Consider the following 12,924-nt stretch of genomic DNA (forward strand, 5'->3'; position numbering starts at 1 on the left):
TTTGAGTTGAAAAATTTTATTTTATTAAAGATTTACCTGTCATTTCTGCTGGTTTGTCTACTTCAAGCAAATCAAGCATGGTTGGGGACAAGTCTCCAAGAATACCGCCTTCGCGCAGCTCCACTCCTTTTTTTGTCACAATGACAGGTACAGGATTTGTTGTGTGAGCTGTGTGAGGCTCTCCGTTTTCTGCGATCAGGACATCTGCATTCCCATGATCTGCTGTGATAATAGCGGTGCCGCCTTTTTCAAGGATGGCATCGACTACTTTACCAAGGCATTCATCAACGGCTTCGATGGCTTTAATCGTCGGCTCCACTTTCCCTGAATGGCCGACCATATCAGGGTTGGCAAAGTTCAGAATGATCGCATCCTGCTTATCGCCATGGATTTGCTCAAGCAAAGCATCTGCGACTTCGTACGCACTCATCTCTGGTTTCAGGTCATAGGTTGCAACCTTAGGCGAGTCAATTAGTATACGCGTTTCGCCTTCAAATTCCTCTTCACGTCCGCCGCTCATGAAGAACGTAACGTGAGGATATTTTTCAGTTTCGGCAATTCTAAGCTGTCTTAGGTTGTTTTGAGCAAGTACTTCACCGACAGTATTATCCAAGTTTACTGGCTTGAATGCTACGAATCCTTTAACTGTCTCACTGAAGCGAGTCAGGCTGACAAAGTGAAGATTCTTAGGCGCTTTTTCACCGCGGTCAAATTCTCTGAAGTCAGCATTCGTAAACGTATTGGAAATTTGAATCGCACGGTCAGGACGGAAGTTGTAGAAAATGACACTGTCGTTGTCCTGAATCGTTCCAACCGGTGAACCGTCTTCCTTCGTCATGACAGAAGGAATAACGAACTCATCGTGGATCCCGTTTTCGTACGAGTCTTTTACAAGCTCGAGCGGGTCACGGTAGTCAGGGCCATCGCCGTAAACCATTGCACGGTACGCTTTTTCCACACGGTCCCAGCGTTTGTCGCGGTCCATGGAATAATAGCGTCCAGAAATAGTAGCAAGCTCGCCGCCGTACTCTTCAAGTTTTTCCTGAAGGGCTTTAATATACTTTTCAGCTGTTTGAGGGCCGACGTCTCGTCCATCAAGGAAGCCGTGAACGTATACTTTTTCAACGCCTTCAGATTTTGCAAGCTTAAGAAGAGCAAACAAATGTTCAATATGGCTGTGCACTCCGCCGTCTGACAGAAGACCTGCAAGATGAAGGGCAGTCCCATTTTTCTTAGCATGGTCCATTGCATCAAGGAAGGTTTGGTTCTTTTCGAACTCGCCTTCGCGGATTGCCACGTTTACACGAGTTAAGCTTTGGTACACAATTCTTCCTGCTCCGATATTCAAGTGTCCTACTTCAGAGTTCCCCATTTGGCCTTCCGGAAGACCTACTGCTTCACCGCTTGCCGTAAGAGTTGAATGCGGGTATTGCTCCCAGTAACGGTCGAAGTTCGGTTTCTTCGCTTGCGCAACAGCATTTCCTTCTGTTTCACTGCGAAGGCCGAAACCGTCCAGGATAATTAAAGCTACAGGCTTCTTACTCATTCTTTCCACCCTCTAGCAATTGAAGGAAAGATTGTGCTTCAAGGCTTGCTCCGCCGACTAATGCGCCGTCAATATCGGATTGAGCCATGTATTCTTTAATGTTCGCAGGCTTTACACTTCCGCCGTATTGAATGCGGACTGCATCTGCTGCATCTTGTGAAAATTGTTCTGCTACCACTTTACGGATATAGGCACATACTTCGTTTGCATCCTCTGCAGATGAAGATTTGCCCGTTCCGATTGCCCAGATTGGCTCATATGCGATAACGGTTTGTTTTACTTGGTCTTCTGAAAGACCAGTAAGTGCCGCTTTAACCTGATTTCCAACAAGCTCGTTTGTTTTTCCGGATTCACGCTCTTCAAGCGTTTCTCCGCAGCAAACGATTGGAATCAAGCCATGTTTGAATGCAGCAAGTGTTTTTTGATTAACTGTTTCATCCGTTTCAGCGAACATTTCACGGCGCTCAGAGTGACCAAGGATCACATATTCAACCCCAAGATCTTTTAGTGCAACCGGGCTTACTTCACCAGTGAAAGCACCATTTTCTTCAGAGTGCATGTTTTGCGCACCGATTTTTAGTTCCGTTCCTTTTGCGATCTCCACTAGGCGATCTAGGAATAGAGCCGGTGAACATACCACTGCATCTACTTGTTCAGATGAAGGAACAAGGCTCTTTACTTCTTCAGCAAAGCTTTTCGCTTCTGCCATTGTTTTGTTCATTTTCCAGTTACCTGCAATGATCGGTTTTCTCATAGCTAAGCCGTCCTTTCATGTTAAAAGGTCTTAAGGCTGCGCACACAGCCTTTTTGCTTTTTTGCTTCTTAAAACTTGCGTGAGCCCCGCAGGTTGCAGTTCAGTTCTGTGTTGCGGCAGCAGAACTTCCTTAACCCAAGGCGCTTCCGCTTTTCTTATTTATCGTTAAGTGCCACTACTCCAGGAAGTTCTTTGCCTTCCATGAATTCAAGGGAAGCACCGCCGCCTGTTGAGATGTGATCCATTTTGTCTGCAAGACCGAACTTCTCAACTGCCGCTGCGGAGTCTCCTCCTCCAATGACCGAATATGTATCGTTTGCTTCTGCAAGAGCATCGGCCACTGCTTTTGTACCGTGGGAGAATGGTTCAAGTTCGAATACTCCAAGCGGTCCGTTCCAGATCACAAGCTTTGATTTCTTGATAACGTCTGCATAGATCTCACGGGATTTAGGTCCGCAATCAAGGCCTTCCCAATCTTCCGGAATGTTATCAATTGACACAACTTGAGTGTTGGCATCTTTAGAGAAATCATCTCCAACAACGATGTCAACTGGCATGTAGAAGTTTACGCCGTTTGCTTTTGCTTTTTCCATGAAGGATTTAGCCAGATCCACTTTGTCTTCTTCAAGAAGGGATTTTCCTACACCGTGTCCAAGAGCTTTAATGAAAGTGTAAGCCAAACCGCCGCCGATGATCAGGTTGTCCACTTTGTCAAGAAGGTGATCAATGACACCGATTTTGTCTTTTACTTTTGCTCCGCCGATGATCGCTGTGAAAGGGCGTTCCGGATTGGAAAGTGCTTTTCCGAGTACGTCCAGTTCTTTTTCCATAAGGAAACCGGAAACAGCCGGCAGGTGCTCAGCGATTCCTGCAGTAGAAGCATGTGCACGGTGTGCAGCTCCGAATGCATCATTTACATAAACATCAGCAAGCTCTGCAAATGCTTTTGCCAATTCTGCATCGTTTTTCTCTTCTCCAGGGTAGAAACGCACGTTTTCAAGAAGAAGCACATCGCCGTTGTCAAGCTTTGCAATTTCTTCTTTCACACTGTCGCCATGAGCTTCATCTGTTTTCACTACGTTTTTGCCAAGAAGCTCTTGAAGACGCTCTGCAACCGCATTTAGACGAAGTTCTTCCACAACCTGGCCTTTAGGACGTCCAAGATGGCTTGCAAGCAAAACTTTCGCTCCTTGCTCTACCATGTACTGGATGGTCGGAAGAGCCGCACGTATGCGCGTATCATCTGTCACTTTGCCTTCATTCATCGGTACGTTGAAGTCAACACGGCAAAATACAACCTTACCTTGAATCTCGATGTCTTTTACAGATTTTTTGTTCATTTCAAAGGCCTCCTTCTTACGGATAAGGTGAAGCTTCCATCACAGCGATCTCCGCTGTTTCGGAATATAACCATAGAAAAAGGGAGGGGGAAATGCTGTAGATCCCCTTCCCCTTTTCCGATTTCATTATATCGTTTCTTCTTCGGTTCGTCCAAACGTAACCGAATCGGGTTTATTAAAGTCCTTTAGAAGCGATGTAGTCAACTAGGTCAACTACGCGGTTAGAGTATCCGCTCTCGTTGTCATACCAAGAGATAACTTTAACCATGCTGCCTTCCATAACCATTGTGGAAAGAGCGTCTACAGTTGAAGAGTTGATGTTTCCGTTGTAATCTCCGGATACTAGAGGCTCTTCGCTGTAGCCAAGGATTCCTTTAAGATCGCCTTCAGCTGCTTCTTTAAGAGCTGCGTTTACTTCGTCAGCTGTTACATCTTTATCAAGCTCAGCAACTAGGTCAACTAGAGAAACGTTAGGAGTTGGAACACGCATTGCTCCGCCGTTTAGTTTTCCTTTAAGTTCAGGAAGAACAAGGGAAACAGCTTTAGCAGCACCAGTTGTAGTCGGGATGATGTTTTCAGCAGCTGCACGAGCACGACGGTAGTCTTTGTGCGGAAGATCAAGGATCTGCTGATCATTTGTGTAAGAGTGAACAGTTGTCATCATACCGCGTTTGATACCGAACTTGTCGTTCAATACTTTTGCGAATGGTGCAAGGCAGTTCGTTGTGCAAGATGCATTTGAAATAACATCGTGAGAAGCAGCATCGTATTTATCATGGTTAACACCCATAACAATTGTGATATCCTCATCTGTTGCAGGTGCAGAGATGATTACTTTTTTAGCGCCAGCTTCGATATGTTTCGCAGCGTCAGCACGTTTTGTGAAGAAACCAGTTGATTCAACAACTACTTCTACTCCCATTTCTCCCCAAGAAAGTTTAGCAGGATCGCGCTCTGCAGTAACCTGGATTGTTTTTCCGTCCACGATCAGGTTGTTGCCGTCTACAGATACTTCTGCGTCAAGCTTGCCGTGTACAGAGTCATATTTTAGTAGGTGAGCAAGCATGTTAGCGTCTGTTAGATCGTTTACTGCTACTACCTCTACGTTTGAATTTTTCAAAGCTGCGCGGAAAACGTTACGTCCAATACGTCCGAAACCGTTAATACCAATTTTAGTTGCCATGAATGTTTCCTCCTTTTAAAGTGAGAAATTATTTTTTATATTTAGGGACTGTTAATCCCTTAATAACTCTTTTGCTGCGCCCTCATCCGTCACAAGGATGGAATCGAGCGATTGTTTCATATAGGCGTGGATTGCTTTTGCTTTCGATGAACCGCCGGCAACGGCAATAACATTTTTCAGGTTCGCCAGGTCATCAAGCTGAATCCCTACTGTGTGAACCTTATGAACAACTTTGCCTGTTTCATCAAAGTAATAGCCGAATGCTTCTGCCACCGCTTTGCCATGTTCAATTTTCTCCATGTCAAAAGCAGCAGTTCTCCGCCGTTCTGCCATTGTCATAGCATCTCCTATTCCATGTACAACCATACTAGAAGACTTGATCATTTTCAAAAGTTCTTTAATAGAAGGTTCTTCTATTAAAGACTGCCAGGCTTCAGCGCTTAACTGGTCTGGTACATGAAGCAGGCGGTAATTTCCCATTGCGCGCTCCGCCATCTTCGCACAAATCGTATTCGCCTGATTTTCAACGTTTTCGCCTAAGCCCCCTCTTGCAGGAACAAAAAGCAAATCACGGTTTGAATCAGGTGTCATCATTTCTGCCACAGCAGCAAGGGTGGTGCCTCCGGTAACCGCGACGGTATTGTCTCCGGAAAGGTGTTCTTTTATGCAGGTCACACAAGCACGGCCCATCTCTTTCTTTACCCAAGACGACTGATCACTGTCACCCGAGACAATAATGACCCGTTTTAGATTCAGCTTCTCTTTTAGTTTATTTTCCATAAGAGTCAAACCTAAAACATCTTTCATCATTTCTTCAAGGGCTCTCAAGAGATTCGTTCCGTCTTCAGTAAGCGTCATTCCGGAAGTTTCGATTGAGATCAGATTTCGGTCTTTTAAGAACTGAACCTCTGCGCGTAAAATTCGTTCACTGATGCCAAGGCTGATGGAAAGGCTTCTGCGTCCAATAGGCTGCATAAGTCGTATGTACTGCAAGATCTGATACCTTTTTTGCATCGTGCTGAGCAGATCAGGAACTAGCTTCTTTTGTACCTCTATCATTTCTCTCATCTACGCAATCCTTTCAAACGAGTCATCGGGACTTTTTGAGTCCCTATGAGACATATTATGTCCCGCTTGCTGCAAAAAAAATCTCCCTGCTACAAATTCATTTTAACAGGGAGAAGAATGTTATTCAATCCTTACGTGATCATGTATCCGCTTACTTAGAAAATCTTTTTTTATCTTGCCGTATGCAAGCTCTTTTCCGGCATATTCGACGACCGGAATCATTAATCCATATTTCTCTACTAATGCATCTTCGCAATGAATATCCACAATTGTAAAAGTAAAATCTATCTCATGGGACAATTCTTGTACAAGCTGAATGGCTTCCTCGCACAAATGACAGCCTTCTCTGGAATACACAGTCAGGTTAATCATTGCTTGCCTCCGTGTAGCGCCTCCTAATAGAAGAAGCAGGAATTTTCAGCTGGTCTCTGTACTTTGCAACCGTCCGTCTCGAAAGCTTTAAATCATGCCGCTCAAGCATGACAGCAGCAATCATCTGGTCTGACAGCGGCGAGGTTTTGTCTTCATTATTTACAAGCCGAAGCAGCACTTCTTTTGCACCGGCTGCAGACTGGTCTGATTCATTTGCAGATCCGATTTTGTTGGTAAGAAAGAATTTCATTTCAAGCGTTCCGTAAGGTGTCTGAACATATTTGCCCTTCAAGGCCCGGCTGGCAGTCGATTCGTGAATTCCGCACGCTTCCGCTAAATCATTTAACGTTAGCGGCTTGAGCAGCTCCGGTTTACCCGTTTGAAAGAAAGCTTGCTGAACAGACAAAATTTCTTTCATTACTTTTACCATTGTTTCTTTCCTTTGGTCAAGCGTTTTGAGAAGCCACACACCCTGCTGCTGTTTCGCAGAAAGATATTTTTTCAGTTCTCCTTGCCCGGATTGGCTTTTCAAAGACTCGTATTCAGAGCTGATGCTAATTTCAGGAACTGCTGCATCGTTGGATCCTGCTTCAAATCCGTTTCCTGTCCGCTCGATTATGAGATCCGGAACAACATAAGAAGCGTGAGTTCCTTCATATGTACTTCCAGGTTTAGGATGAAGGGTCTGGATATAGTCATAGGTGTTTTGTATTTCTTGTATTTTATAACCGGATATTCTAGAAAGCTCTTTCCAGGACCGTTCTGCAAAAAGCGTAAAATAACGGCTTATAATGTCCATTGCTGATTTAGGCTTGGATTGATGGCGGTTCGTCTGGAGCAGAAGGCACTCCTGCAAACTTCTCGCCCCTACACCTGCCGGATCCAGACTCTGCAGAATCAGAAGGCATTCTTTTTCTTCTGCATCCGAAAAACCATGGCCGCGGATTCCAGCATCCTCCTCAAGGTAACCGTTTTCATTAAGCTGTTCTACAAACATCCTCGTTCCTTTTATGATCCGGTCTGTCTCATCAATCATTCTCAGTTGCTCAAACATATAATCTGCGAGACCGCCGGACCGGGAGCCAATCAAGTCAATTTCACTGTAATCCCAGCTAGCTCCTTGAAATTGCCTTCTATGATAAAATGTATTAGGATTCATTTGTTCTTTTATTTCAATTAAAGGGTTATCAAGAGCCAGTTCCTGTACATATTGCTCTAACTCCATTGAATTGTATTGAAGAAGGGTGATCGCTTGCCTCAGCTCTTGCGATAAATGAAGCTTCAGCGACTGCTCTTGCGATAATCCTGTTTTCATGTTCATAAACATTCCCCCTTACTGTATTTTACATGAAGCAAGGGGAGTTTAGGAGAAAATTTAGAAAGGAGAACCTTCCATGAGTGAACTTTTTTCAATCCCTTACTTTGAACAGAACTTCCGTCAGCATATCGAGCTGAATACGGGAAAAATGAACAAGGTCGATGCGATGAACAGCTACTATCGTTCTGTTGTATCGACACTTGTTCAGGATCAGCTAACGAAAAATGCTGAAGTGCTTAAACGGATTCAGCATCTTGATGAAGCTTATAACACGGTAAAGACTGAACAAAAGAAGTAGAAAACTTTCCCTCTTCACATTCCGCAAAAAATTTGGTATGATCCTTTAATCAGCAGTAGATTCTGCTGCTGCACACACGTCCATTCCAGGCCAGTGCCCCGTGCACTGGAGTGTACATATGATCCGGTTTTCCTTGGAATAGACATGAAACTTAAAATAGTAACGTACAAACGCCCATCCTGAAAAGGAGAGGGCGTTTTTTATTCGTTTAGGCTGATTACAGGGCAAGACTCCGCGGCCGGGCGTCCTGGCGTAACTGAAATAGTGTTTTCCATAAAAATGATAAAAAGTCCCCCCAGCAATAGCCAGGAGGACTGTGATTACTATGTATGGCGCGCTCGAAGGGATTCGAACCCCCGACAGACGTGGTACCGGAAACCACCGCTCTATCCAACTGAGCTACGAGCGCCTTTAGTGTCAGCAAGGAATATTATATGACACTAAAGCTGATTAATCAAGCTTTTTCTCCTGCATTAACGTACGGTGTTATATCAGTCCTCAAGAATTGCACGAATAAGCATCGTTTGGGAATACACGCCATAACACATGAGCTGGCTCCTGGGAGTTATGAATCGAGCTTTCGTTTGCGCAGCGGTTTTTCAAGAGAATAATATTCTTCCTCTAAATCAAGCAGCTTTTCATTTAATAAAGACCTTGCATCCTCAACACCCTGATTGTAGAAATAGGGCCCCAATTCATTCCCAATGTACTCAAGAAAGATCTCGGCTGCCAGATCTCCAATCTCTTCATCCCACTCTTTATACAAATAATCCTGCAGCTTTGATACCATATCCGCCTTTGCTTCTTTTTTTATTTTAATCATCCGTCCCAGCCCTCTCCTGTTCGAATTCGGCAATCCGTTTTGTTGAATCTTATCTTACCATTCTAAGATTCTTTTGGGGGATTTGAGCCCTTCCCAAAACATTTTCAGTATGCTTGCGTGCATAACGGTAAAAAGCTGACGCGGTTCACCCGTTTCTCATTTTTAATGAAGCAATCGCCTGTTTAAATAATGTTTTATCGGGTATCATGAATACAGTCAGCATAGACTGATAAAAGCAGCTGTCATCCGGTTGTTTTTGTTTGACCTTTATTGACCATAATTGTATGATGAGAGTACATAATGAAATTACATATTAAATAAGGGAGGCTATACTGTGAATTTAATTCCTACAGTAATTGAGCAAACGAATCGCGGAGAGCGTGCATACGATATTTATTCCCGCTTGCTGAAAGACCGAATCATCATGCTTGGGAGCGGAATTGACGACAACGTAGCGAATGCGGTTGTTGCTCAGCTCTTGTTCCTTGAAGCAGAAGATCCTGAGAAGGATATTTCCATTTACATCAATAGCCCAGGCGGATCCATTACAGCTGGTATGGCTATTTATGACACGATGCAATTCATCAAGCCGGATGTCAACACGATTTGTATCGGAATGGCTGCATCCATGGGAGCGTTCTTGCTTGCAGCAGGAACAAAAGGAAAGCGTTATGCTCTTCCAAACAGTGAGGTTATGATTCATCAGCCGCTTGGCGGAGCTCAAGGTCAGGCAACTGAAATTGAAATTGCTGCGAAGCGCATTCTGTTCCTTCGTGAAAAACTGAATCAGATTCTTGCTGAACGTACTGGCCAGCCGATTGAAGTCATTGGACGCGATACAGACCGCGACAACTTTATGACAGCAGACAGAGCGCTTGAGTATGGTTTGATTGATAAAGTAATGACACGCAACCTGCTTGCCGATAAAGACAAATAAGAAGAGAAAAAACCGGATTGCTACCCAGGCAATCCGGTTTTTTTTGAATGATTACACTTCCTGATGAACATATTCCGTCAAAGCTTCAAGAGCCTCTTGCTCATCATGCCCCTCTGCGATCAGCGTGATGGTGGAACCTGTACCGATGGCAAGGCTCATTAGCCCCATAATACTTTTAGCGTTGACTTTCTTGCCTTCTTTTTCAAGAAAAATGTCCGAGCCGTAACGGTTGGCTTCTTGGACGAATAAGGCTGCAGGACGTGCCTGCAGGCCATTCTTCAGGCGTACTTCCACTTGTTTCTCTACCATATGAATCCCCTCTCCCTTGTATCATAATTATGTTAAGTGCCCTTGCTATTGCGGCTTGAGCAAAAATGCACTAAATCCCCAAATTTATTTCATGGAAACCGGTTTCCCGGCTCTGAGCTGATCCGCTATTTGATCAAGCTTGCGCAAACGATGATTGATTCCGGACTTGCTGATGGTTCCGCTGGAAACCATTTCACCCAATTCCTTTAATGTCACATCCTGATAATCTACGCGGAGCCTTGCGATTTCCCTCAGTTTTTCCGGAAGCATATCGAGTCCGATTTTGCTGTCGATGTATTCAATATTCTCGACCTGTCTTAATGCCGCCCCGATTGTCTTGTTCAGGTTAGCGGTTTCACAATTCACAAGGCGGTTAACGGAGTTTCTCATGTCTCTGACAATCCGGATATCCTCGAATTTAAGCAGCGCAGTATGGGCCCCGATAATATTCAGGAACTCCGCAATTTTCTCTGCCTCTTTCATATAGGCGATGTAGCCTTTTTTCCGTTCAAGCGACTTGCTGTTTAATTGAAATGTATTCATCAGCTCGCTCAAAGAATCACTGTGTTCCTTGTAAAGCGAGAAAATTTCAAGGTGATAGGAGGAGGTCTCCGGATTGTTTACAGATCCACCTGCTAAGAAGGCGCCTCTCATATAGGAGCGCTTGCAGCATTTTTTTTGGATCAGGTCAGGTGAAATTTCTCTTACAAATGTGAAGGATTCTCCTAGTATTTTAAGATCCTCAAGAATTTCTCTTGCTTGCAGGGTTAATCGTACAATGTAAACATTGTTCTTTTTCAGACGCATTTTTTTTCTTACAAGCAGTTCAACGGTAGCGTCATATTGCCGTTTCACTAAAATATATATTCTGCGGGCGATTGCCGCATTTTCTGTCTGAATATCCAGAACCAATTTTCTGTTTGAGAAGGAGAGGGAGCCATTCATTCGAATGAGAGCGGAAAGCTCTGCTTTAAGGCAGCAGCCCTTTATTTCAACCTGCGTCAGTTCTTTTTTGGTTTCGGATGCAAAAGACATATTCTGCACCTCCATTTTCCATTGCGCACGCCTTTTTTAGATGGATTTCTGTAAAATTCCGTAAAGCAGCTTAGCCACTTTATTCGTATCGTGCCTGATTACGTCCCGGTCATCTGTAATGAGATGATCGTGGACGATCGAAAGCCCGAGATTCTCCAGTTCCTCCAGATCGGCATGCACAGGCTGGGCCAGTTCCGCAGCATAGCGCTGTTTAATCGTGTCAGGAATCGTGTCAGCATTGACAAGAATCGTATCAATAAATGCACAATTCATGTGATCATAAAGAGCTTTAATATGATCGCTCGCCTTGTAGCCAAGCGTTTCGCCAGGCTGGGTCATGACGTTGCAAATATAGACCTTCTTCGCCTTCGCCTTGCACACTTCCTGTCCAATTTTCGGTACAAGCAAGTTTGGCAGGATGCTTGTATATAAGCTTCCCGGGCCAAGTATGATTAAATCTGCTTCCTGAATGACATCAATGGTTTCAGGCAAAGGATCAATATTTTCAGGAGTCAGAAATACCCGCTTTATTTTCTTCGCAGACTCAGGGATTTTAGATTCTCCTGAAACAACGGAACGGTCTTCCATTTCAGCATGCAGCATGACACTGCTGTTTGCCGCAGGAAGAACCTTCCCTCTCACATTGAGCACCTTGCTCATTTCTTTTATTGCATGGGTGAAGTCACCCGTTATGTTCGTCATGGCGGCGAGAATCAAATTGCCAAGAGAATGGCCTGTCAAACTGTCTCCTTTATTGAAGCGATGCTGGAAAAGCTCCTCTACAAGAGGCTCTACATCTGAAAGGGCAGCGAGAACATTTCGAATATCCCCAGGAGGAGGAATTTTCAGTTCATCACGGAGGCGCCCAGAGCTTCCTCCGTCATCAGCTACTGTCACAATCGCCGTTATATCAACGGGGTAGGATTTAAGTCCCCGGAGCAGAACGGATAGCCCGGTTCCTCCGCCAATGATGACGATTTTAGGCAGCACGTCTATTTCTTGCTTCTTCTTTCAATATCGCGGTGGGACACATGGGCCTTGTAATCCTTTTTATAATAACCCGCGATGTGTTCTGCTAATGTTACTGAGCGATGCTGGCCTCCTGTACAGCCGATCGCAATGACAAGCTGGCTTTTCCCTTCCCTTTTGTAATACGGAAGCATAAACGTCAGCAAATCAAGCACTTTCTCCAGAAACTTGGTGGTTTCGTTCCACTTCAGCACGTAGGACGATACTTCTTCTTCCAATCCTGTTTTCAGTCTCATATGCTCGATATAGTGCGGATTCGGAAGAAAGCGGACATCGAATACGAGATCCGCATCAATCGGAATCCCGTATTTAAAACCGAACGACATGATATTTACCGTAAAGGTTTGCTCCTCTGCTGCTGAAAATTGCTTTAAAATCTTTTCCCGGAGCTGGCGCGGCTTTAATTCGGATGTATCATAAATGATTTGCGCCCGTCCTTTAAGCTCCTCCAAAAGTTCCCTCTCAATTTGAATTCCTTCGAGAGGAAGTCCGGTAGATGCCAGAGGATGAGAACGTCTTGTTTCCTTATAGCGTGTAACAAGAGTTGAATCCTTTGCATCCAGGAACAGGATTTGCGGAGTAATCCAAGCTGATTCTCCAATTTCATCAAGTGCCTGAAGCAGGCTGTCAAAAAACTCACGGCCTCTTAAGTCCATAACCAAAGCCACTTTATTCATCTTTGAACCTGATTCTTTCATCAGTTCAAGGAATTTTGGAAGAAGAGTCGGCGGGAGATTGTCTACACAAAAAAAGCCTAGATCCTCAAAGCTTTGAATGGCAACGGTCTTGCCTGCCCCGGACATTCCGGTAATAATGACCATCTGAATGTCTGAGTGGGTTTGGGTGCTTTCTTCCTGTCCAATGTTCTGGCTTGTCAGTTCCATCCGGAATTTCCTCCTCCCCTTCTTTTAA

Annotated in this window: 14 protein-coding genes and 1 tRNA gene; 2 read left to right on the top strand and 13 right to left on the bottom strand. The window is 44.5% G+C overall.

The features are described from left to right. Window positions 1-16 precede the first annotated feature (16 nt). The 7 genes from gpmI to rpoN form a co-directional block, all read right to left on the bottom strand. Window positions 17-1,546, bottom strand: a complete 1,530-nt coding sequence (gene gpmI, locus WCV65_RS18070; RefSeq protein WP_338778405.1) for a 2,3-bisphosphoglycerate-independent phosphoglycerate mutase — start codon at window positions 1,544-1,546, stop codon at window positions 17-19. Continuing rightward, window positions 1,539-2,300 carry a triose-phosphate isomerase gene (tpiA, locus tag WCV65_RS18075; RefSeq protein ID WP_338778407.1) on the bottom strand — a complete coding sequence of 254 codons (762 nt, stop codon included), beginning with the start codon at window positions 2,298-2,300 and terminating at the stop codon, window positions 1,539-1,541. Before tpiA ends, gpmI begins: the two co-directional genes overlap by 8 nt. A 155-nt stretch (window positions 2,301-2,455) precedes the next feature. Beyond that, window positions 2,456-3,640, bottom strand: coding sequence for a phosphoglycerate kinase (locus tag WCV65_RS18080; protein ID WP_338778409.1), 1,185 nt, complete (start codon window positions 3,638-3,640; stop codon window positions 2,456-2,458). Window positions 3,641-3,815: 175 nt separating this feature from the next. After that, the gene (gene gap, locus WCV65_RS18085) at window positions 3,816-4,823 is read right to left on the bottom strand and encodes a type I glyceraldehyde-3-phosphate dehydrogenase (protein ID WP_035404550.1); all 1,008 of its coding nucleotides are present in this window, start codon (window positions 4,821-4,823) and stop codon (window positions 3,816-3,818) included. Between the two features lie 51 nt (window positions 4,824-4,874). Continuing rightward, entirely contained in the window at window positions 4,875-5,891 is a 1,017-nt protein-coding gene (locus WCV65_RS18090) for a sugar-binding transcriptional regulator (protein ID WP_035404552.1), read from the bottom strand. Window positions 5,892-6,011: 120 nt separating this feature from the next. Then, complete coding sequence (locus WCV65_RS18095; protein WP_231889913.1) at window positions 6,012-6,263, bottom strand: glutaredoxin family protein; 252 nt, start codon at window positions 6,261-6,263, stop codon at window positions 6,012-6,014. Beyond that, the gene (rpoN, locus tag WCV65_RS18100) at window positions 6,256-7,584 is read right to left on the bottom strand and encodes an RNA polymerase factor sigma-54 (protein WP_338778416.1); all 1,329 of its coding nucleotides are present in this window, start codon (window positions 7,582-7,584) and stop codon (window positions 6,256-6,258) included. Before rpoN ends, WCV65_RS18095 begins: the two co-directional genes overlap by 8 nt. 73 nt (window positions 7,585-7,657) lie before the next feature. Between rpoN and yvfG the strand changes: the two genes are divergently transcribed. Beyond that, window positions 7,658-7,879 (top strand): protein YvfG, encoded by a 222-nt coding sequence (yvfG, locus tag WCV65_RS18105; protein WP_035404557.1) that lies wholly within the window; start codon window positions 7,658-7,660, stop codon window positions 7,877-7,879. Between the two features lie 330 nt (window positions 7,880-8,209). Here the strand turns inward: yvfG and WCV65_RS18110 are convergent. Further along, window positions 8,210-8,288 (bottom strand) — tRNA-Arg (locus WCV65_RS18110). 156 nt (window positions 8,289-8,444) lie between these two features. Continuing rightward, window positions 8,445-8,702 (bottom strand): DUF2164 domain-containing protein, encoded by a 258-nt coding sequence (locus WCV65_RS18115; RefSeq protein WP_035404561.1) that lies wholly within the window; start codon window positions 8,700-8,702, stop codon window positions 8,445-8,447. Between the two features lie 334 nt (window positions 8,703-9,036). Between WCV65_RS18115 and clpP the strand changes: the two genes are divergently transcribed. Then, the gene (gene clpP, locus WCV65_RS18120; protein ID WP_211561018.1) at window positions 9,037-9,639 is read left to right on the top strand and encodes an ATP-dependent Clp endopeptidase proteolytic subunit ClpP; all 603 of its coding nucleotides are present in this window, start codon (window positions 9,037-9,039) and stop codon (window positions 9,637-9,639) included. 51 nt (window positions 9,640-9,690) lie between these two features. On the opposite strand, the gene WCV65_RS18125 is transcribed toward clpP, so the two are convergent. From WCV65_RS18125 to rapZ, 4 genes are all read right to left on the bottom strand, one after another. Continuing rightward, window positions 9,691-9,948, bottom strand: a complete 258-nt coding sequence (locus tag WCV65_RS18125; protein ID WP_035404565.1) for an HPr family phosphocarrier protein — start codon at window positions 9,946-9,948, stop codon at window positions 9,691-9,693. Window positions 9,949-10,032: 84 nt separating this feature from the next. Continuing rightward, window positions 10,033-10,983, bottom strand: a complete 951-nt coding sequence (whiA, locus tag WCV65_RS18130) for a DNA-binding protein WhiA (RefSeq protein WP_338778424.1) — start codon at window positions 10,981-10,983, stop codon at window positions 10,033-10,035. 36 nt (window positions 10,984-11,019) lie between these two features. Continuing rightward, on the bottom strand, window positions 11,020-11,979 hold the full coding sequence (locus WCV65_RS18135) for a YvcK family protein (protein WP_035404569.1): 960 nt from the start codon (window positions 11,977-11,979) through the stop codon (window positions 11,020-11,022). Further along, the gene (gene rapZ / locus WCV65_RS18140) at window positions 11,976-12,896 is read right to left on the bottom strand and encodes an RNase adapter RapZ (protein WP_051860504.1); all 921 of its coding nucleotides are present in this window, start codon (window positions 12,894-12,896) and stop codon (window positions 11,976-11,978) included. Before rapZ ends, WCV65_RS18135 begins: the two co-directional genes overlap by 4 nt. Between the last annotated feature and the right edge of the window lie 28 nt (window positions 12,897-12,924).

The organism is Metabacillus sp. FJAT-52054 (assembly GCF_037201815.1).
GTDB lineage: Bacteria > Bacillota > Bacilli > Bacillales > Bacillaceae > Metabacillus_B > Metabacillus_B sediminis.

Excerpts from the sequence above, each read along its gene's own strand:
- yvfG (WP_035404557.1), top strand. The coding sequence starts at position 7,658 with ATGAGTGAACTTTTTTCAATCCCTTACTTTGAACAGAACTTCCGTCAG.
- rpoN (WP_338778416.1), bottom strand. The coding sequence starts at position 7,584 with ATGAACATGAAAACAGGATTATCGCAAGAGCAGTCGCTGAAGCTTCAT.
- tpiA (WP_338778407.1), bottom strand. The coding sequence starts at position 2,300 with ATGAGAAAACCGATCATTGCAGGTAACTGGAAAATGAACAAAACAATG.
- WCV65_RS18080 (WP_338778409.1), bottom strand. The coding sequence starts at position 3,640 with ATGAACAAAAAATCTGTAAAAGACATCGAGATTCAAGGTAAGGTTGTA.
- gpmI (WP_338778405.1), bottom strand. The coding sequence starts at position 1,546 with ATGAGTAAGAAGCCTGTAGCTTTAATTATCCTGGACGGTTTCGGCCTT.
- WCV65_RS18090 (WP_035404552.1), bottom strand. The coding sequence starts at position 5,891 with ATGAGAGAAATGATAGAGGTACAAAAGAAGCTAGTTCCTGATCTGCTC.
- WCV65_RS18095 (WP_231889913.1), bottom strand. The coding sequence starts at position 6,263 with ATGATTAACCTGACTGTGTATTCCAGAGAAGGCTGTCATTTGTGCGAG.
- gap (WP_035404550.1), bottom strand. The coding sequence starts at position 4,823 with ATGGCAACTAAAATTGGTATTAACGGTTTCGGACGTATTGGACGTAAC.
- whiA (WP_338778424.1), bottom strand. The coding sequence starts at position 10,983 with ATGTCTTTTGCATCCGAAACCAAAAAAGAACTGACGCAGGTTGAAATA.
- rapZ (WP_051860504.1), bottom strand. The coding sequence starts at position 12,896 with ATGGAACTGACAAGCCAGAACATTGGACAGGAAGAAAGCACCCAAACC.
- WCV65_RS18125 (WP_035404565.1), bottom strand. The coding sequence starts at position 9,948 with ATGGTAGAGAAACAAGTGGAAGTACGCCTGAAGAATGGCCTGCAGGCA.
- WCV65_RS18115 (WP_035404561.1), bottom strand. The coding sequence starts at position 8,702 with ATGATTAAAATAAAAAAAGAAGCAAAGGCGGATATGGTATCAAAGCTG.